This window comes from Ruegeria sp. C5 (genome assembly GCF_056537605.1).
In genome coordinates this window covers 58,035-77,710 of the sequence record NZ_JBQFRX010000004.1, presented here as the reverse complement: position 1 = coordinate 77,710, position 19,676 = coordinate 58,035, and the positions used below count along the sequence as shown (strand labels likewise).

Below are 19,676 nucleotides of genomic sequence, written 5' to 3'. Positions count from 1 at the left end.
CGACTATTTTCCCGATGACAGCGAACCGGGCAGGTTGTCGGGCAACTTCGTCGGAGCCTTCACCTGACCCGCAAGCCAGTTGGGGACGGCCAGAAACGGTTTCAGCAGCGGGTTGCCATTCACCTGCGACTTGAACTTTTCAAACTGCATTACGCCCTCGATCCGCCGATCCAGGAATTCCCATGTCGCCTGATAATCCGGGCTGTCATCACCCAGCCAATACAACAGTGTCGAAGAATAGACGCCCGACAGAGTGGCACGTTTGGTGTACCAGTTCACGTCGTCCGAAGTATCGCCAAGTGCTGTCCAGATCTGGTCACAGGTGCCCCAGACCGCCTTGGCCCCATCCGCGGCATGGATCGGCAACGCGAACAAAGTCATACCTCGGCGCACTGCTTCTTTGTCTTCGACCGCCTGCAGGCGGAAACGGACGGCAGCGGCGATCCTTTCACGGAATTTCAGACCGCTCAGGTCTTCGGATTTCAACCGCTCCAACATCGCGGCATCCCCGCGCGTATGAAAGGCCAGTGCCAGATCGACGGCACCACGCGGACAGATCGCTCGGGCAAGCGCGGGCTCCAGATCGCAATCGCTGATGGCCGCACGAAAGCTGGTTTCCGACCAGCCGTCGAACGGCACATGGTTCAGAATCGCATCGAGAAGCTGCTCTTTGGTGTCTTCATAGGTTGCTGTCATGTCGGGTCTCCGAGGCTGCGGGTCCAGTACTAGACAAGTTAGGCGTGCTTTGCTATACGGCCACTTCCTGCAAATCCTTGCAACTCTATCTAGAAAGGTGGTGACAACCACATGCAGGTTAGTGTTCGCGACAATAACGTCGATCAGGCGCTTCGTGCCCTGAAGAAAAAGCTGCAGCGCGAAGGCGTGTTCCGTGAAATGAAGCTGAAGCAACATTTCGAGAAACCGTCCGAGAAAAAAGCGCGCGAGAAAGCTGAAGCGATCCGCCGTGCCCGTAAACTGGCACGCAAGAAAGCACAGCGCGAAGGTTTGCTCTAAGAGCTTCCTGCGACTCGTCCAGCTTTGGATGACACTATTTGACGACCCCCGAGGCCCTGCCCGGGGGTTTGTCGTTTTTAGGGCGGATGATCCCGCCAATTCCCGGCTTTACCCTCGCGGCAACCTGCCGATTTTGATGCAATCGCCGCAGTCGGCATTTTACAGCGCAGCGAATCGCCGTTCGGTTGCATTCTGCCGCCGAAAAACGCCCATCGCCGTACCCGCCCTATTCAGCGTTCTTTGATCGTCTGTAAGTGAGGCCGTCCACTCAGACATAACCAAAAACGGAGGCACTGATGTCGACAGCAAGTACGGTCGAGCGCGAAATGCTCGCGCTGATCAACCAAGAGCGCACATCCCGCGGTCTTGATCCCCTGGAACTTGAACGCAACCTGAACGAATCTTCCGAGGACCACAGCAGCTGGATGCTGGACACCGACCGGTTCAGCCACACCGGTCAGGGTGGTTCATCCGCGACCCAACGGATGCAAGCCGCAGGGTTCGACCTGTCCGGGAGCTGGCGCACCGGAGAAAACATCGCCTGGCAATCCGAGCGTGGCGCACCCGGTATCAGCGATGATGTCGCCCAGTTGCACCAGAACCTGATGAATAGCCCCGGTCACCGCGCCAACATTCTGAACCCCGATTTCAAATATATCGGCATCGGGATCGAAGAAGGCGACATGCAGGGGTACGACGCTGTCATGGTGACGCAGAACTTTGCGGCGACTCAGGGCGATGTCGATCTTGATAACGGCGGCACCACCCCGCCGGTGACGCCTCCGGTTGAAGAAGTTGTTGAGCCAGAGGAGGAAGAGGTTACCACCCCGACCGAACCAGAAGTGCCGGAAACCGATGTGACCGAGACTGAGGAACCAGTTGACGAAACACCGGTAGCGGAAGTTCCCGATGCCGAAGAACCGGCAGAGGAGACCCCGGAGGAAGACGTCACCGAAACCGAAGAACCATCGGACGAAACACCCGACACCGATGTGACGGAAACCGAGCAACCGGCAGACGAAACGCCAGAAACTGAGGTTACCGAGACCGAGGACCCGGTTGAGGAGACTCCGGAAACAGACGTGACCGAAACTGAAGAGCCGGAAACGCCTGATACCGATGTGACTGAAGTTGAAGACCCGGAACCCGATGTGCCGGATACTGAAGTCGTCGAGGTCGAGGAACCCGAAACTCCGGAGACCGACGTCACCGAGGTCGAAGAACTCGAGCCAGAAACACCTGAAGTTGTCGTTGACAATGGTGCACCGGGCGCGGACTGCTTTGACGTTCAGGCCTTCCTTGCCGGGATCGAAGCGTTTGTTAATGCGCTGCAAGCCCAATTTGACCAGTTCGAATGGTCTCCGGTGCAGCAGGCTGACACGACCCCGGAGATGGATGATTTCGATCTGGTGTTCGACACCGACTTCGCTGACGACATGATCGAAACCGTTGAAGCCACAGTCGAAGACATGAATGACGACATGTGCGGCGTGTTTGTTTTCGAAACGAACTGCGGATTTGATTGGGGTTAATCAAACCGTTCAGGTGCGGGGATCCTTTTCCCGCACCACTTTCCTGCCAAATCAATATATCTTAGGCACGTGTAGCTCATCCGGCAAAATGCGCCGTTCGTATTCGGGGTTATAGCGCCGATCCGGCAGATTGACCTTTTCCTGCGGCACATCCTCATAGGGGATCTTGGTCAGCAGGTGCTCGATACAATTGAGCCGTTCGCGTTTCTTGTCGTTGCCTTCAACAATATACCAAGGCGCCTCGGATATGTTGGTGCGAAAGAACATATCCTCTTTGGCCTTGGTGTATGCCTCCCACCGGATGCGGGATTCCAGATCCATCGGTGACAGTTTCCACTGCTTCATCGGATCGTGAATACGCATCAGGAATCGCAATTGCTGTTCTTCGTCTGTAATCGAGAACCAGTATTTCAGCAGGATAATCCCCGACCGCACCAGCATCCGTTCGAATTCAGGAACGTCCTGAAAGAACTGTTCGACCTGATCCTCGTTGGCAAATCCCATCACGCGTTCAACACCAGCGCGGTTGTACCAGGACCGATCGAAGAACACGATCTCACCGGCCGCAGGCAAATGGGGCACGTAGCGCTGAAAATACCACTGGCTTTGTTCGCGTCGGCTGGGTGCAGGCAAGGCGACCACACGCGCTACACGAGGGTTCAAACGCTGCGTGATCCGCTTGATCACGCCCCCTTTCCCGGCGCTGTCGCGCCCTTCAAACAGAATACAGACCTTGGCCCCTGTATGGACCACCCAATCCTGAACTTTGATAAGTTCAGCCTGCAGCCGCAAAAGGTTGCGAAAATAGACCTTGCGATCCAGCATGTCAGGATGCTGGTCCTTGTAAATCTTGCGCACTTCCATCGAAAGCATGGGTTCGCTGAATTCGATCTCGAAATCTTCGTCCAGCGTGTCTTCCAGTTCAGCTTCCAGCCAATCTTTCGGCGTGCTGTTGTTTTCGTAAGCCAAGGTCTGCTCCTTATCGTTCATCGGGTTCGGACCGTACACGGCCAGTGTAACCACGGAGTGTCAGCGCAAAGTGCCGAGGTCGTACATAAGGTCGGAAACATGGATTTTGGCCCGACCGCACGACAGATACAAGCGGCAGAATTGACGCAAGGCTAACCCCAATAGTTGGTTTCAGACAGGCAAGGCCGTGGTTTTGAACACCGTGCGCAAAGCAAATGAGCTTTGCATCTGCGCCACCCCAGGCAAGCGCGACAGGTATTGCCGATGAATGCGAGCAAAATCCTCGGTATTTTCTGCGACGACCTTTAGAATGTAGTCCGCCGTGCCCGCCATCAAATGGCATTCCAGCACATCCGGAATCCGTGCTACGGCTTTTTCAAACGCCTCCAGCACTTCTTCCGCCTGACCCTGCAACGTGATCTCGACAAACACAGTGGTTGGAACGTTCAACTTCCGTGCATCCAACAGGGCGACGTAGTCCTTGATATAACCCTCAGCCTCAAGTCGCTGCACGCGCCGGTGGCAGGCCGAAGGGGATAGATTCGCCTGTTCGGACAATTCCGAATTTGACATCCGCCCTTTGCGCTGCAGGGCTGCCAGAATCTTCCGATCTGTTGCGTCAATCGTCATTTGCGCACATCCATTGCGTCAAGTTGCCTATACCTCGAATATTTTCCCGCAGATTGTGTGTTTAGCAAGTGGGGTTTCACAAAAATTGCGCCAATTTATGCCCATAATTTAGGCAGTTTATGAATGGAGTCTCACATGAAAATCGGCTGCCCCAAGGAAATCAAACCTCAGGAATTCCGCGTCGGGATGACCCCGAACGCTGCTGGCGAAGCTGTGGCCCGCGGTCACGAAGTCATTATCGAAACCGGTGCCGGGATGGGCTCGGGCTTTGATAACGATGCTTATGTAGCGGCAGGTGCCCGCATCGTCGACACTGCAGAAGAAGTGTTCGCCACGGCTGATATGATCGTCAAGGTCAAGGAGCCTCAGGCGGTCGAGCGCAAAATGCTGCGCGAAGGTCAGTTGCTGTTCACCTATCTGCACCTGGCACCCGATCCAGACCAGACCCACGATCTGCTGGAATCCGGCTGCACCGCGATTGCCTATGAGACCGTGACTGACTCCAATGGCGGCCTGCCGCTGCTGGCGCCGATGTCCGAGGTTGCCGGTCGCTTGGCTCCACAAGTTGGATCCTGGACTCTGCAAAAGGCCAACGGTGGCCGCGGCGTTCTGATGGGTGGTGTTCCGGGTGTAGGCCCTGCCAAAGTGATCGTCATCGGCGGAGGCGTCGTAGGCACCCACGCAGCGAAGATTGCCGCAGGCATGGGTGCGGATGTGACCGTACTGGACCGTTCGCTGCCGCGTCTCCGCTATCTGGACGATGTGTTCGGCGGAACCTTCAAGAACCAGTATTCAACCGCTGGTGCGACAGCCGAGCTGATCCAGGATGCCGACCTGGTCATCGGTGCGGTTCTGATCCCGGGCGCAGCTGCTCCCAAACTGATCTCGCGCGAACAGCTGTCGACCATGAAGCCCGGCGCGGCTCTGGTAGACGTTGCGATCGATCAGGGCGGCTGTTTTGAAACCTCGAAAGCCACCACCCACGCCGATCCGGTTTACGAAGTTGACGGCATCATGCACTACTGCGTCGCCAACATGCCCGGTGCGGTTGCCCGGACTTCGACCATCGCACTGGGCAACGCAACCATGCCGTTCATGCTTTCGCTGGCAAGCAAGGGCTGGAAGCAGGCCTGTAAGGACGACGCACACCTGCTGGCAGGTTTGAACGTCCACGCCGGCAAGCTGACTTACGAAGCGGTGGGCACCGCCCTTAACATCAACTCTGTCGATCCAACAACTCTGTTGAACTAAGAGCGCTCCCGCCTCTGAAAGCGTCCTTTTCCAAAGGACGCTTTACAGACTTGGGCCCAGTGCCGCGCCAATAGCGCGGCGCTGTTTTTTCTGGACCAAGGTTCGCGCAAAAAAGCACCGCGCCTTAGCGCGGTGCCCGGCCCAACCAGAGGATGGCATTTCAATGCCCGATCGACGGGCGGGAGGCTTACGCCTCTTTGTGAATCTCCACAGAATGCGGATACGGGATGGATACGCCTTTGGCGTCAAACGCTTCTTTGATCGCTTTGGTAAGTTCAAACTTCACATCCCAATAGTCAGCCGCTGCGCACCACAGGCGCGCGGTCAGATCAACCGAACTATCCCCAAGATTTGTCACGCGCACCCAGGGCTCAGGATCAGCCATGATACGATCGTCAGCTTTGGCCACATCCAGGATGATGTTCATAGCCTCATCCGCGCTATCGCCGTAGTCGATGCCAAACACCAGATCGACCCGGCGGGTGTCATGGGCGGAATAGTTGGTGATCACCGAACCCCAAGCCTGACCGTTTGGCACGATGATCTGCACGTTGTCCGGCGTCACCAGCTCGGTCGTGAACAGGTTCAGGTCTTTCACAGTACCCGCTGTGCCACCAATATCGACATATTGGCCCAGCTTATAGGGCCGGAACACCACCAGCATCACGCCCGCGGCCAGATCGCTGAGTGTTCCCTGCAGCGCCAAACCGATGGCCAGGGATGCGGCACCCAGAATGGCCACGATGCTGGTCGCCTCGATTCCGAAAATGCCCAGAACGGCGACAAAGACAATCGCCAGCAGCACCCATTTCACGAGGCTCGCAACGAAATTCCCCAAAGTCGGGTCGATATGTGGCGTGGCGTTGATCCGCCGCCGCACCAGACCGCTAATGGCTCCGGCAACGATCCAACCCAATACCAGAACGATCAACGCTTTGATCGCGCTCATGATCAGCGGACCAAATGCGCCCACCTGTGTTACGACATCTTCCACACGCTTCTCCTTTGCGCCAACAGCAAACCCGCGCCTTTTGGCGCGGGATCGCTGAAAAGTCTGGGCTAATTTTGCGCGCAGGTCTAGGTGCGGGATTTCCGAGTTTTCCCCCCTGCTGTTCCCCAGCAAACATCGACTGACCGATCACGCACAGAATTGGACCTTACAAAAGCGCCACAAATTACCAGATTGACCGAGACAGGCGCGATAAAAGGAGCCCATCATGCTGGACACAATCCAATTCCCGATCATGAATAAATGGTCCCCACAGTTCCCCGAGCGGATTCAGCTTTATTCCTTCCCCACACCCAACGGGGTAAAGGCGTCGATCATGCTGGAAGAAACCGGCCTGCCTTATGAGGCACATCGTGTCACACTGGCCGATGCAGATGTCAAAAGCCCGGAGTTTCTTTCGCTGAACCCGAACAACAAGATCCCGGCGATCATTGATCCCAACGGGCCCGACGATGCTCCGTTGGCTTTGTTCGAAAGCGGTGCAATCCTTCTGTACCTCGCTGAAAAGAGCGGTAAGCTGCTGGGTCAGAACAAAGGCGACAAGCACCGGGTCACCCAATGGGTTATGTTCCAGATGGGCGGTATCGGACCAATGTTTGGCCAGCTTGGGTATTTCCACAAATTCGCAGGGGCTGAAATCGAAGACCCCCGCCCGCGTGAACGCTACGTGTCCGAGGCCAAACGCCTGCTGAACGTTCTCGACCGGCAACTGGACGGCCAAGACTGGATCGCCGGAGAATTCTCGATCGCCGATATCGCAATCGCGCCGTGGCTGCGCGGTTTAGATTATTACGGCGTCAAGGATGTCATAGGCTGGGAAAGCTATGGCAACGTTACGCGCTATCTGGACAGGTTCCTGGATCGACCCGCAGTGCAAAGAGGACTGAACATCCCCTCACGGGATTGATACACAAGGCCTGTGCGGCGGGATCCAAATCCGCCGCCACGGGCCATCGGGTTACCCAGGCAGCGCGCCTGTTAGAACGTAGCGTAAGATCTCAACAACTTGCGCGGGTTCTTCAGCTACGGCGAGGGCTGCTGCATCTACTTCTTTCAGCGCGTGTTGATGATCAGCCCCGTGCAGAACAATGATCGACTTGCCCAGTGCTGCCGCATAGCCCGCGTCAAATGCCGCGTTCCACTGCTTGTATTTGTCCCCAAAGCGTACAACCACAACATCCGCGTCTGATATGCCCTTGCGGGTCCGGATCGCGTTGACCATGGCACCCTTGTGATCGTGCCAGTACTTGTTCGGCTCGGCCCCCAAGATCGTGACACCGCAATCGTCCGAAGCACCGTGATCGGTGACCGGGCTACTGAACTCAACATCCAACCCATCGGCGCCCGCAATGATCTGCTCGCGCCAATCCGTGTGAATCTCACCGGACAAATAGACCTTCAGCATTTTTCTCTCCTCCCGTGAAAAAGGGGCGCAATGGCCCCTTTATCATTTCAAAAATACTCCCGCCGGAGGCGAAAACCAACTCATCCCCGCAAGACGCCGCCAGTGGCTTTCATCACTTTTTCGACAATCTTGGTGCTGACCGCCTCGATATCCTTTTCCTTCAGGGTCGCGTCCGACGGCTGGAGCCTTACGGTAATGGCCAGAGACTTCTTGCCCTCGCCGACGCTACCGCCAATGAATTCGTCAAAGACGCGCACGTCCTCGATCAGAGCCTTATCAGCACCCGCAGCCGCATTGACCAACGTCAAAGCTTCGATATCCGCATTTACAACAAAGGCGAAATCGCGCTCGACCGCCTGCAGGTCGCGCAATTCCAAGGCAGAACGGGTCGCACCGGATTTACGTGGCATCGGCACCTGATCCGGCCAGATGGTGAACGCCATTGCCGGACCCTTGATATCCAACGCCTGCAACACGCGCGGATGCAATTCACCAAAAACGCCCAGAACCTTTTTGGGGCCCAGACAAATCTTGCCGTGCCGACCCGGGTGCCACCAGGCATCGCCGCCACGAAGGATCTGAACCTTGGCAGGCGCACCAATGGCGGCAAGCACCGCCTCTGCGTCGGCTTTGGCATCAAACAGGTCAACGGGACGGGAAGCACCATGTACGTCCTTGGGACCGCTACGCCCAACCAACAGGCCGGTAATCTGTGTCTGTTGATCCCCCGGCTCACCATCGTGGAACACCGGCCCGACCTCGAACAAGGCCAGATCGGCATAACCCCGCGCCTGATTGCGCGCCGCCGCTTGCAGCAGACCAGGCAGCAGATCAGGGCGCATATGGCTCATCTCGGACGAGATCGGGTTTTCCAACATGGTTGCTGCGTCACCGCCCCCGAACAAGGCTGCCGAGGCCTGATCGATGAAGGTATAAGACACACATTCATTGTACCCCAGCGCTGCACAGGTCCGGCGCGCCATCGACTGGCGGCGCTGCGTGGGTGTCATGACCGGTTTGGGGATACCTGCTGTCGTACGCGGCAGCGGGATACCCTGCAACTTGGTCAGAGAAGCGATCCGCGCAACCTCTTCCACCAGATCGGCCTCCCCCATGATATCGGGTCGCCAGCTGGGCACATGCGCCATCTCGCCATCCAGACGAAAGCCCAAACGGGTCAATGTCTGCCGCTGCTCGCTTTCCGGAATCTCCATCCCGACTAGGGACTGCACGCGCGCCGCGTCCAGTTTGTAGGCCCGCGCGTGGTTCGGCGCTTTGCCCGCCTCGACCACATTCGAGGCTTCACCGCCGCAGATATCCAAGATCATCTGCGTCGCATGCTCCAACCCTTCGCGCGTGTATTCCGGGTCGACGCCGCGCTCGAATCGATACCGCGCGTCCGAGTTTATCTTCAGCGCCCGACCTGTGAGGGCAATCTGCACATGATCCCAGAACGCACTTTCAAGGAAAACGTTCACGGTCTCCTCGGTACAACCGGTTTCCTCGCCGCCCATGATGCCCGCGATAGATTCCGGGCCTTCGTCGTCCGAAATTACCATCATGCCGGGCTGTAGTGTGTATTCTTTCTCATCCAGTGCAACCAGCTTCTCGCCACCTTTGGCACGGTAAACGCGTAGGTTACCCTGCACCTTGTCGGCATCGAATACGTGCAGCGGGCGGTTGTGATCGAAGGTCATATAGTTGGTGATATCCACCAAGGCCGAGATCGGACGCAGACCAATCGCCTTCAACTGGTCCTGCAGCCATTGCGGGCTGGGGCCGTTTTTGACGCCCCTGATAAGCCGACCGGTGAAATGCGGCGCGCCATCCAGCGTATCTTCATCAATCGACACTTTGATCGGGCTTTCAAAGTCCCCCGGCACGGGGACATAGTCACGCACCTTCAGCGTGCCCAATCCACGTGCAGCCAGATCTCGCGCAATACCCGCAACACCCAGCGCATCCGGGCGGTTCGGCGTGATCGCGATCTCGATCATCGGATCAACTTTTGACGGATCGTTCTCAGCCAACCAATCGACAAACCGATCACCGACCTCACCCGAGGGCAGCTCGATAATCCCGTCGTGTTCATCCGACAGCTCAAGCTCGCGCTCGGATGCCATCATGCCAAAGCTCTCGACGCCACGGATCTTGCCGACGCTGATGGTGATATCCAGGCCGGGAATATACATACCCGGTTTACAAACCACCACGGTGATGCCTTCGCGCGCATTGGGCGCGCCGCAAATGATCTGCAGATCGCCCTCGTCGGTTTCAACCGTGCAAACGCGCAGCTTATCGGCGTCCGGGTGCTTCTCGGCATGTTTCACATGGCCCAGCGTAAAGCCCGCCAGACGGTCCGCCGGGTTGACGATCTCTTCGACCTCAAGCCCGAGATCGGTCAGCGCTTCGGCGATCTCATCAACCGACGCATCCGTATCGAGGTGGTCTTTCAGCCAGGACAGAGTGAATTTCATTGCAGCGGGCCTTTTTCGGCAAACATTCAGTCGGCACAGGCAATGGCAAAGATTGCGCCGAGGTGCAAGCGCTGCGGCTCACGGATAGGTGGGGGTGCGACCCAAAAGCTCGTCCAGCTGCCAGCCGATCCAGCCGTGGGGAATAAAGTGCCCGCCGGGATGGGTGTCCAGTGTCACCTGCCCTTGCGCGCAATCGGTCCACTCTACCCGGCTGAGCGTCAGGAACGGCTTCACGCTCCAATCCCCGCGCGGGGTCGCGCCGTTGCAGTTGAACTTGGCCTTCCACAGCGCCACCGGATAGGTCGTATCGCCGTCCGGGCCAAAGGGAAAATCCATCACCGTATCGTCCAGCCCATGCACATGGCGCACCTCGCGCGGGGCTTCCGGGCAGTCCTCGGTCTGGCGGATCGAGCCCGCAACCGCCAACAGCGCGGCGATGTCATTGCCCGACTGGCAGACATAGCGCCATGCCATTGCGCCGCCATAAGAATAGCCCGAGACATAGATACGCTCAGGATCAATGGGATAGCGTTTGGCGACGTCCTCAAGCACGCGATCTGCGAACGGCACGTCTGCGGTATCAGCAGTCCAGAAGTTCCAACTTTTGCCCAGCCCATTCGGAGCCACCAACAGCACATCGCGCAGCTTGGTCGCTCCGGCGATGCGTTCATGGTTCACCACTACATCGCCCTGCCGCGCCCAACCGTGGAAGTGCAACAGCACAGGCAGAGGCGTTACGCCATCCCAACCATCGGGTTCCAGCACATGATACGAGCGGTCGCCAACCTCACAGGCGGTATCGCCGTGGCAGTCAGATTTCCACGGCCCCATCGCAAAGGCCGGAGTCGCGGTCAGCAGAAGAAAAAGCAGTCGATAGATCATAAGCCGGAGCCTAGCGACATCTGCCGCGCTGTCACATAACTTATTGGTGTAGGGTGGGGTTTCACCCCACCAACCGCCCCACGGCGGGGTGAAACCCCACCCTACAACGGATCAAATCACAAAGCCGCGCTATCGCCAGACCCCGGGGTGGCCATCAAAGGTTTGTGTTGAGTACTTTATGCCAGCCAAATCCGCGAAACGTTCAAACGGAGCGCTAACGGAGACAAATCGCCAGCCCGTGCGGGCGGTCTGGCGATCGCGCGGCGGCCAGTTGGCCTTAAATTCAGACGCTAAATTAGCTCAGAGCTTTGTTAGCGAACGCTTCGTCAGCCAGGAAATTGTCTACTTTTGTACCGGAAAGCAAGTCTGACCGCATGGTTGTAACCAGCTTCTGATATGCGTCGTGAAATTCCTGATCTCTTTCGCCAAGTTTCTTCAGGTCGCTATGATTGGCGAGATAGTTCTCCAAAACACTTTTATCGGCATCTACATCAATATCTGGCTCTTTAGCATTTGCTCTTTCCATGCCTCTAACCAAGGCTGCTCCAAACATTTTCTTGGACGCCTGAACAACGTCTTTTGGAGCCACCACTACTATCAAACTGTGTAGATTGGTGAGCCTGTTTGCTTGTTCAAAAAAATCTGTAGCCGAAACTGATGCTCTGCTCACATTGCGGTCCATAAGCACGGAGAGATACTCCGCATAAATGACTGATCTCTTCTCCCTCAGGTGTTGCTCTCGATCAGACCTCCGCTGAGCAAAAAACACGCAAATAGCACTAAAAAGCGCTACAAACGGTGGAAGTGTGATCTGCGCTATTTCCAGCCAAGACCAACCACCAGACACAGCGCCAATTGAAATTGTCACCGCGACAAACCACCATGCAGGTTCGGCATATCCAGCGCTGCAAAGCCGTAGTGCCGCAGCCAGCGCAGGTCGCTATCAAAGAACGCCCGCAGATCAGGAATGCCATATTTCAGCATCGCCAGACGGTCGATCCCAATCCCGAACGCAAAGCCCTGATAAACCTCGGGGTCGATGCCACCGGCGGCGATCACCTTGGGATGGACCATGCCGGAACCCAGAATCTCCATCCAGTCGTCGCCCTCGCCGATCTTCAGCTGACCATTGTCCCAGGAACAGCGGATATCGACCTCGGCCGATGGCTCGGTGAATGGGAAGTGCGAGGCACGGAAGCGCAGCTCGACATCGTCGACCTCAAAGAACGCTTTCACGAACTCTTCCAGAACCCATTTCAGGTTCGCCATCGAGATATCCTTGTCGATGGCCAGCCCCTCGACCTGATGGAACATCGGCGTGTGAGTCTGGTCATAGTCGGCGCGGTAGACACCGCCCGGGCAGATCACGCGGATCGGCGCGCCCTGCAGTTCCATCGAGCGGATCTGCACTGGGGAAGTATGGGTGCGCAGCACGTGCGGCGGGCGATTGTCGCCCTCGGCGCGGTGCATGTAGAACGTGTCCATCTCGGCCCGCGCGGGGTGGTGGCCGGGGATGTTCAGGGCGTCAAAGTTATGCCAGTCGGTTTCGATCCTCGGCCCTTCGGCCACCGAGAAACCCAGTTCGGCAAAGATCGCGGTTAGTTCCTCAGTCGCCTGGCTGACCGGGTGGATCGAACCCTGACGGCGGGCGCGGGTCGGCAGGGTGACGTCCAACCATTCAGTGCGCAGACGCTCATCCAGCGCCGCATCAGCAAGCGCTGCTTTCTTGGCCGACAGGGCCGAGTTGATCTCATCCTTCAAGGCATTAAGCGCGGGGCCTGCGACCTGACGCTCTTCGGGGGTCATCTTGCCCAACTCGCGCATCTTCAGCGCGACCTCGCCTTTTTTGCCCACGGCAGCGACGCGGATCGCCTCAAGCGCGTTTTCATCGCCAGCTTCGGCGATTTGGCCCAGATATTTTGCCTTAAGATCGTCCATGACGCCCTCTGAATTTGGTCGCCAACCTGCTATCGGCCCCGCCCCGCGAATGCAAGCGGGACGGTGGGGATCAATAGCTGTATTCGGGATAAATCCGGGTCAGGTCGCCATTCCAGTCGCCATTGTAGTGATCCAGCAACTCATCAGCGGGAACCTTGCCCGTATCGATGCTGTCCTTTAGCGCGTTCAGGAAATGCGTCTCGTCCTGCACCAGACCACCTGCGCCGGGGCGGGCGCGCGACGCCAGACCAGCCTCGGCAATCGAGACCACTTCGCGCGCCAGATCATGCATGTTGATGTTGCCAACCTGTGCTTGCAGACCATCCTTGGCAGCCTCAACCCGCAGCGCTTCGCGCGTCTCGGCATCCCAGCCTTTGACCAGATCCCAAGCGGCATCCAGCGCAGTTTGGTCATAGGTCAGACCAACCCAGAATGCAGGCAGAGCGCATAGGCGACGCCATGGGCCACCATCGGCACCGCGCATCTCCATGAACTTCTTGATCCGCGCTTCGGGGAATGCCGTGGTCAGGTGATCGGCCCAATCGGACAGAGTCGGCGTCTCGCCGGGCAGTGCAGGCAGTTTGCCCTGCAGGAAGTCGCGGAACGACATGCCCAGCGCGTTGATATACTGGCCGTCGCGATAGACGAAATACATCGGTACATCGAGCGCATATTGTACATAGCGTTCGAACCCGAAGCCTTCTTCGAACACAAAGGGCAGCATGCCCGTCCGTGCATCGTCCAGATGCCGCCAGATATAACTGCGCCAGCTTTTCTGGCCGTTCACCTTGCCCTCGAAAAACGGAGAGTTCGCAAACAGCGCCGTCGCGACCGGCTGAAGGGCCAGCGCGACGCGCAGCTTCTGCACCATGTCGGCCTCGGACCCGAAGTCGGTATTGACCTGAACCGTGCAGGTGCGCCGCATCATGGCACGGCCCATGGTGCCGACTTTCTCCATATAATCGTTCATCAGCCGGTAACGGCCTTTGGGCATCAACGGCATCTCTTCATGGGTCCAGATCGGGGCTGCGCCCAGACCAATAAAGCCTACACCGATCTCATCGGCGATATCCTTCACTTCACGCAGGTGAGTGTTCACCTCATCACACGTTTCATGAATTGTCTCGAGCGGAGCGCCGGACAGTTCCAACGCACCGCCTGGTTCCAGGCTGACGTTCGCGCCGTCCTTCTCAAGCCCGATTAAATGTCCAGCTTCACGCACTTCAGCCCAGCCATGGCGGTCTCGCAGACCTTCCAGCACGGCCACAATCGACCGTTTGCCTTCAAACGGCAGTGGTTTCAGAGTGTCTTTGCAATAGCCGAACTTTTCGTGCTCGGTTCCGATGCGCCAATCTTCCTTGGGCTTGCAGCCCGATTCCAGATATTCGGCCAGTTGCTCATGGCGTTCGATCGGTCCGCCGCCGGACTGGGGGATGGACATGTGACCCGTGCTCCGATCCTGATGTGTCTATCTTGGCGGTCAGTCCTGAGCGCAAACCGCGCCAGTGTCAATGCAGCCTAAGGTGCGCAGGCCGTGACGGCGTGCGTTCCCAGATCACCACCGGATGTGCCGCACGACCGTTGAGTTCCGACAGCATTTGCTCGGTTTTAAGCCCCGGAAGTGCTGAGAACACATCAAACAGCGCTTCGGCCCCTTCGGCGTTCACCGGAATGTGAAGGGTCGGTTGCCCCGGCTGATCCAAAACCCAATGCGCAGGTTGCGAGGTCGGATCCAACGCCAACCGCTCGATTTCGCGGGCTGCAACGATGCCGCCGTCGAGCGGGCCCAGATAGGTGATCTGGCCTTCATCAATAGTCACCACACCCGGTCCTCCCGCACCATTGCGAAAGCGCGCGCGTTGCACTCCGATCACCGCCAGTGCCATCGAGACGACGATCAGCAGCCACCCCAACCACGCCAGCAATCCGCCGGGGCCGCTGATCCAGCTGAGGCCGAGGATCAGAACAAACCCTGCAACCAGCACTTCGCGCCAGCGCCACAGGGCCAGTTTGGCTTCGGGTCGAAAGAAACTCATGCCACGTCCTCCGGGTTTTTGAACAGGATCAGCGAGTATTGACCTGCAGGCTGGAACCCAATGGATATATAGGCACGCGCGGCCGCATCGGAAGCCGCAAAGAGGACAGCTCTGGAAACTCCCGCGTCGCGCGCCTCAACCAGATGCAGGGCAACAGCCAAACGCGCATAGCCCCGCCCTCGTAAATTGGGTGGTGTGTAGACACCGCCGATCTGCACCACTTCAGGCAAGCGAGCGTTGAAGCCGGTCATGCTGACCGGTAGGCCGTTATGTAGCAAAACTCGATGCGAATCCCGCTCGATATAGGTCTTGATGTCCTTCCCAGCCTGCGTCTGTGCGCGCAAAGGATCAAAATCCATGGCTTCGATGAGGTAGCTTTCTCGCCAGTCTTCAAGGACCGAACGGTCTACATCAGTAAGCGGCATGAGATCTGCCCCACTGAAATCCGGTATTTGAAGTCGATCCAGCGCCAGGGAAAACCCCGGCTCATCGCTGTTCAGGGTCGCGGGTCGCCCTTCCCAACCTGCCAACCGGATTATCCGACGAGCCTGCGTTGCCTCAGCCGCGATGCCGAACAGGGCCCGGCCTCGAATAAGGTCAATCGCTGCGGCAAGTTCGGTATCCGAACAGTCGGGACATTGCAGCAGGATCATGCCTTCATTTGTTATGGCAAAGACCGCACGCAACGGGCTGCCAAGCGTCCATGCATTCAACGACCGGGGATGCGTACCGCACAGGCCAAAATCCCGTAGATTGGCCAAAGGGAACATCGATGTTTGGATATGTTGGGACAAAAACGAGTCGATCCTGGACAGGTCCGTTTCCTGCGCCAATTGCCACGTCACGTCCAATCTCCCAACGATTGCTGCCACATTGTCATCGCCGCAACGGCTGCTGTATCGGCGCGCAGGATGCGTGGGCCGAGGCTGACCACATGGGTAAATGGCAGCTCTGCCAACCGTTTGCGTTCGGGCTCGGAAAACCCGCCCTCGGGGCCGATCAGGATCGCCCACGGCTTGCCTTTCTCATTCTCTGCCAAGCGCAGGGCCGAGCCGGCTTCTGCCTCGTCACAGAACATCAATTGGCGATCATCGGGCCACGCGCCCAGGATACGATCCAATCGCTGGAGGTCAGCGACCTCAGGCACAAAAGTGCCTCCACATTGTTCGGCCGCCTCAATTGCGTGGGCCTGCAAGCGATCCTGCCGAATGCGCTCGGAGTTGGTGAATTCGGTCTGCACCGGTATGATCCGCGCGGCCCCCATTTCAGCTGCTTTTTCAACGATGAAATCGGTCCGCGCCTTCTTGATCGGTGCAAAGAGAAGCCACAGATCGGGCGGTAATTGCAGAGGTTTCGATTGCTCCACGCACGACAGAATTCCGCCTCGTTTACTTGCTTCTGCTACCTCTGCCTGCCACTCGCCATCGCTGCCATTGAATAGCGCGACCTGCCCCCCAACCGACAGGCGCATGACACCGAACAGATAATGCGCCTGCTCACGCGTCAAAGGAACCGATTGCCCCGGACCCAAAGGGTGCTCTACATACAGTCTGATCTTCGCATTCATGAGACCCTACATATGCAAGGCAATGCCCCAACACCAGACGGTCAAGTCGCCGATGCCGTAACCGGCAATTGGGTCGACACCCACGCCCCCGCCTTTGCCCGCCCTTACCTGCGGCTCAGCCGCGCAGACCGACCCATCGGCACATGGCTTCTGCTGATTCCCTGCTGGTGGGGTCTGGCCTTGGCCATCCTGAGCGACGGCGCACCACGATGGGAGGATCTTTGGATCGCAGTTGGTTGTGCCATTGGTGCGTTTTTGATGCGCGGCGCGGGCTGTACGTGGAACGACATTACTGATCGTGAGTTTGACGGGAAGGTCGAGCGTACAAGGTCGCGCCCGATTCCCTCAGGCCAAGTGAGTGTCCGTCAGGCTGCATTCTGGATGGTGCTGCAATGTCTGTTGGCCCTGGCCATCCTTCTGACCTTCAACCGGGCCGCGATTGCGATGGGGGTTCTGTCTTTGCTGCCTGTTACCATCTATCCCTATGCAAAACGTTTTACGTGGTGGCCGCAGATTTTTCTGGGGCTGGCCTTCAACTGGGGCGCATTGCTGGCCTGGGCTGCACATACCGGCACCGTGGGCTGGCCTGCGATCATGCTTTATCTGTCAGGAATCGCCTGGACTTTGTTCTACGACACGATCTACGCCCATCAGGATGCTGAGGATGACGAGCTGATCGGCATCAAGTCCACCGCACGGTTGTTTGGCACCGATACCGCCCGTTGGCTCAAGTATTTTCTGATTGGAACCGTCAGTCTAATGGCCTTTGCAATTATCGACGCGGCTTTGCCCGGGACATCGGTTCTTGCTTTGGCGGTCGCCCTTGGCGGGCCTTGGGCGATGGGGTGGCATCTGGCCTGGCAATTGCGGGGGCTGGACACGGAGGACAACGCCAAATTGCTACAGCTTTTCCGGGCCAATCGCGACACCGGCTTGATTCCGCTGATCTTCCTCTGCGTCGCCCTTTTCCTCTGATTGCACCTCTGTGCTGCGCTCTGTATGAGTCCCGGAACCAACCGCCCGAGGAGTCTCGATTTCGCCCATGCGTCTGCCTTACGCCCTAGCTGTTGCGTTGATTTTCGCGGTGTCCGCCGTGCTATCGCTGGTGGTCGCTGGATTTGCGGTCAGCAAGATCGAAGACGCCTCGGAACTGGCCGTGCGAAAGGCCTTGAACTTGCAGGGGCATGATTGGGCCGAAGTCGAATCCGACGGCCTGCGTGTCGTTCTGACCGGCACGGCCCCGACTGAGGCGACCCGATTCAACGCCCTGATCGCTGCGGGCACCGAGGTCGACACCTCGCGCGTCATTGACGAGATGGAGGTTGCTCCCACCGCCGATCTGACACCGCCCCGCTTTTCTACCGAGATCCTGCGCAATGACAGTGGAATTTCGATTATCGGGCTAGTACCTGCGGCACTGGATCGCGACGATCTGGTAGACAGGCTGCAACGCCTTGATCGGGACGCGTCAGTCTCGGACCTGATGGAAAGTGCCGACTATCCCAAGCCAGACGGATGGGATCAGGCAATCGACTATGCGATCGAAGCGCTCTCGGATTTGCCACGGGCCAAGATATCTGCCAGCCCAGGGTTGGTGCGTATCACGGCCATTGCCGATAGCCAGCAAGAGAAAGACCAGCTGGAACAAGACCTGAGCCGCGCCGCGCCACCAGGTCTGCGAATCGGCCTTTCAATTTCGGCACCTCGCCCGGTAATCACACCATTCACGCTGCGCTATTTGATAGATGAGGATGGCGGGCAGTTTGATGCGTGCTCGGCCCAGGATGAAGTTGCGCGCGACATCATCGTCGCTGCAGCACAAGAGGCCGGACTGACCGGCCCCTATTCCTGCACCATTGGGCTAGGCGTACCGTCTCCGCGTTGGGCGAATGCAGCGCAGCTCAGCATTCGTGCGCTATCCGAACTTGGTCAGGGTTCAGTTACTCTGTCGGATGCAGATATCACTCTAATTGCTACACAAGGGACTAACCCTTTGGATTTCGACCGCATCGTGGGAGAACTCGAAAATACGCTGCCCGAGGTTTTCGCCTTGCATGCAATTCTTCCCGAACCCGAACCGGATGACCCGACTGGGCCTATTGAATTCGTCGCAACACGTAGCCCTGAGGGTTTGGTTCAACTGCGTGGCCGTCTGAGTGACGAAACGCTGCGTGAAATGACCGACAGCTTTGCACGTGCCGCCTTTGGATCATTGCAGGTGCACACAGCCACCCGGATTGCACCGGACCTGCCCGCGGATTGGCCCATACGTGTCTTGGCCGGGCTGGAGGCACTGTCGCAACTGCACAATGGCGCCCTGACCGTTACGCCGGACAATGTAGCACTGTCGGGCATCAGCCATGATCCCGACGCCAAGGCCCGGATCGCCGGCATGCTGTCGGACAAGCTGGGCGAGGCGCAGGATTACACCCTGTCAATCACCTATCAGGAGCCGCCCGCACCCGCCGACGCGCCGCCCGACCCTGAGGTCTGCGAAGAGCAGCTGGCCGAGGTTCAGGCCGTCAGCAAAATTGCGTTCGAACCGGGATCAGCCACCGTCGCAGCAGACTCGCGCGATGCCCTGAACCAGATCGCGGACATCCTGCGTGAATGTGGCCCCATCCGGTTGGAGATTCAGGGCCATACCGACAGTCAGGGTCGTGAAGAGATGAACCAGCAGCTCAGCCAGTCGCGCGCGCAGTCGATCCTGAACGAATTGCGCGGACGGCGCGTGCCGACCTCAAGCTTCTCTGCGGTCGGGTATGGCGAGACGCAGCCCATCGCCGATAACGAAACCGAAGAAGGCCGCGAAGAGAACCGCCGCATAGAGTTTCGCCTGATCCGTCCTGAACCCGTGGCCAACACCCTGACCGGGCTTGAGGCGATGGAAGCCGAGGCCGAATCTGAGGCCGAAATCGAGACACCTGAAACCGACGCACCGGATGCAGGCTCAGAGGACCAGTAAG

The 19,676-nt window shown here is 58.0% G+C and carries 19 protein-coding genes; 6 read left to right on the top strand and 13 right to left on the bottom strand.

The genetic code is table 11. The features are described from left to right. Positions 1–3: 3 nt before the first annotated feature. The gene (locus ACR0AW_RS14760) at positions 4–696 is read right to left on the bottom strand and encodes a COQ9 family protein (RefSeq protein WP_170733544.1); all 693 of its coding nucleotides are present in this window, start codon (positions 694–696) and stop codon (positions 4–6) included. Between the two features lie 111 nt (positions 697–807). Between ACR0AW_RS14760 and rpsU the strand changes: the two genes are divergently transcribed. Further along, a complete protein-coding gene (rpsU, locus tag ACR0AW_RS14755) occupies positions 808–1,014 on the top strand; it encodes a 30S ribosomal protein S21 (protein ID WP_005614280.1) in 207 nt (68 codons plus the stop codon). 296 nt (positions 1,015–1,310) lie between these two features. Continuing rightward, positions 1,311–2,546: a CAP domain-containing protein gene (locus tag ACR0AW_RS14750; protein WP_480439242.1), complete on the top strand. Its 1,236-nt coding sequence runs from the start codon at positions 1,311–1,313 to the stop codon at positions 2,544–2,546. A 51-nt stretch (positions 2,547–2,597) separates the two neighbouring features. Here the strand turns inward: ACR0AW_RS14750 and ppk2 are convergent, their stop codons facing one another. Both ppk2 and ACR0AW_RS14740 read right to left on the bottom strand, forming a co-directional pair. Continuing rightward, positions 2,598–3,536 (bottom strand): polyphosphate kinase 2, encoded by a 939-nt coding sequence (ppk2, locus tag ACR0AW_RS14745; protein ID WP_170395648.1) that lies wholly within the window; start codon positions 3,534–3,536, stop codon positions 2,598–2,600. A 150-nt stretch (positions 3,537–3,686) separates the two neighbouring features. After that, the gene (locus tag ACR0AW_RS14740; protein WP_170395646.1) at positions 3,687–4,145 is read right to left on the bottom strand and encodes an Lrp/AsnC family transcriptional regulator; all 459 of its coding nucleotides are present in this window, start codon (positions 4,143–4,145) and stop codon (positions 3,687–3,689) included. A gap of 135 nt (positions 4,146–4,280) precedes the next feature. Here ACR0AW_RS14740 and ald point away from each other — a divergent pair, with 135 nt between their 5' ends. Further along, on the top strand, positions 4,281–5,396 hold the full coding sequence (gene ald / locus ACR0AW_RS14735) for an alanine dehydrogenase (protein ID WP_170395644.1): 1,116 nt from the start codon (positions 4,281–4,283) through the stop codon (positions 5,394–5,396). Positions 5,397–5,583: 187 nt separating this feature from the next. Here ald and ACR0AW_RS14730 read toward each other — a convergent pair whose 3' ends face one another. Then, positions 5,584–6,390: a mechanosensitive ion channel family protein gene (locus tag ACR0AW_RS14730; RefSeq protein ID WP_170423629.1), complete on the bottom strand. Its 807-nt coding sequence runs from the start codon at positions 6,388–6,390 to the stop codon at positions 5,584–5,586. A 223-nt stretch (positions 6,391–6,613) separates the two neighbouring features. Between ACR0AW_RS14730 and ACR0AW_RS14725 the strand changes: the two genes are divergently transcribed. After that, a complete protein-coding gene (locus tag ACR0AW_RS14725) occupies positions 6,614–7,312 on the top strand; it encodes a glutathione S-transferase N-terminal domain-containing protein (RefSeq protein WP_170423627.1) in 699 nt (232 codons plus the stop codon). Positions 7,313–7,363: 51 nt separating this feature from the next. On the opposite strand, the gene ACR0AW_RS14720 is transcribed toward ACR0AW_RS14725, so the two are convergent. The 9 genes from ACR0AW_RS14720 to ACR0AW_RS14680 form a co-directional block, all read right to left on the bottom strand. Beyond that, positions 7,364–7,810: a YtoQ family protein gene (locus tag ACR0AW_RS14720; protein WP_170423625.1), complete on the bottom strand. Its 447-nt coding sequence runs from the start codon at positions 7,808–7,810 to the stop codon at positions 7,364–7,366. A gap of 80 nt (positions 7,811–7,890) precedes the next feature. After that, entirely contained in the window at positions 7,891–10,287 is a 2,397-nt protein-coding gene (gene pheT, locus ACR0AW_RS14715) for a phenylalanine--tRNA ligase subunit beta (RefSeq protein WP_170733541.1), read from the bottom strand. Between the two features lie 78 nt (positions 10,288–10,365). Then, positions 10,366–11,169: a CE1 family esterase gene (locus ACR0AW_RS14710; RefSeq protein WP_170513226.1), complete on the bottom strand. Its 804-nt coding sequence runs from the start codon at positions 11,167–11,169 to the stop codon at positions 10,366–10,368. A 295-nt stretch (positions 11,170–11,464) separates the two neighbouring features. Next, positions 11,465–12,037: a hypothetical protein gene (locus tag ACR0AW_RS14705; RefSeq protein ID WP_170733540.1), complete on the bottom strand. Its 573-nt coding sequence runs from the start codon at positions 12,035–12,037 to the stop codon at positions 11,465–11,467. Beyond that, a complete protein-coding gene (gene pheS / locus ACR0AW_RS14700; RefSeq protein WP_010443591.1) occupies positions 12,034–13,107 on the bottom strand; it encodes a phenylalanine--tRNA ligase subunit alpha in 1,074 nt (357 codons plus the stop codon). Before pheS ends, ACR0AW_RS14705 begins: the two co-directional genes overlap by 4 nt. A 70-nt stretch (positions 13,108–13,177) precedes the next feature. Next, positions 13,178–14,548, bottom strand: coding sequence for a glutamate--cysteine ligase (locus ACR0AW_RS14695; protein WP_170733539.1), 1,371 nt, complete (start codon positions 14,546–14,548; stop codon positions 13,178–13,180). Between the two features lie 67 nt (positions 14,549–14,615). Next, positions 14,616–15,143 carry a hypothetical protein gene (locus ACR0AW_RS14690; protein ID WP_170408404.1) on the bottom strand — a complete coding sequence of 176 codons (528 nt, stop codon included), beginning with the start codon at positions 15,141–15,143 and terminating at the stop codon, positions 14,616–14,618. After that, entirely contained in the window at positions 15,140–15,988 is an 849-nt protein-coding gene (locus ACR0AW_RS14685) for a GNAT family N-acetyltransferase (RefSeq protein ID WP_170733538.1), read from the bottom strand. Before ACR0AW_RS14685 ends, ACR0AW_RS14690 begins: the two co-directional genes overlap by 4 nt. Then, positions 15,985–16,710 carry a 16S rRNA (uracil(1498)-N(3))-methyltransferase gene (locus ACR0AW_RS14680; RefSeq protein WP_170408406.1) on the bottom strand — a complete coding sequence of 242 codons (726 nt, stop codon included), beginning with the start codon at positions 16,708–16,710 and terminating at the stop codon, positions 15,985–15,987. Before ACR0AW_RS14680 ends, ACR0AW_RS14685 begins: the two co-directional genes overlap by 4 nt. A gap of 12 nt (positions 16,711–16,722) precedes the next feature. Between ACR0AW_RS14680 and ubiA the strand changes: the two genes are divergently transcribed. Next, positions 16,723–17,685 (top strand): 4-hydroxybenzoate octaprenyltransferase, encoded by a 963-nt coding sequence (ubiA, locus tag ACR0AW_RS14675; RefSeq protein ID WP_170423611.1) that lies wholly within the window; start codon positions 16,723–16,725, stop codon positions 17,683–17,685. Between the two features lie 67 nt (positions 17,686–17,752). Continuing rightward, on the top strand, positions 17,753–19,675 hold the full coding sequence (locus ACR0AW_RS14670; RefSeq protein WP_170733537.1) for an OmpA family protein: 1,923 nt from the start codon (positions 17,753–17,755) through the stop codon (positions 19,673–19,675). The last annotated feature ends 1 nt before the right edge of the window (position 19,676 follow it).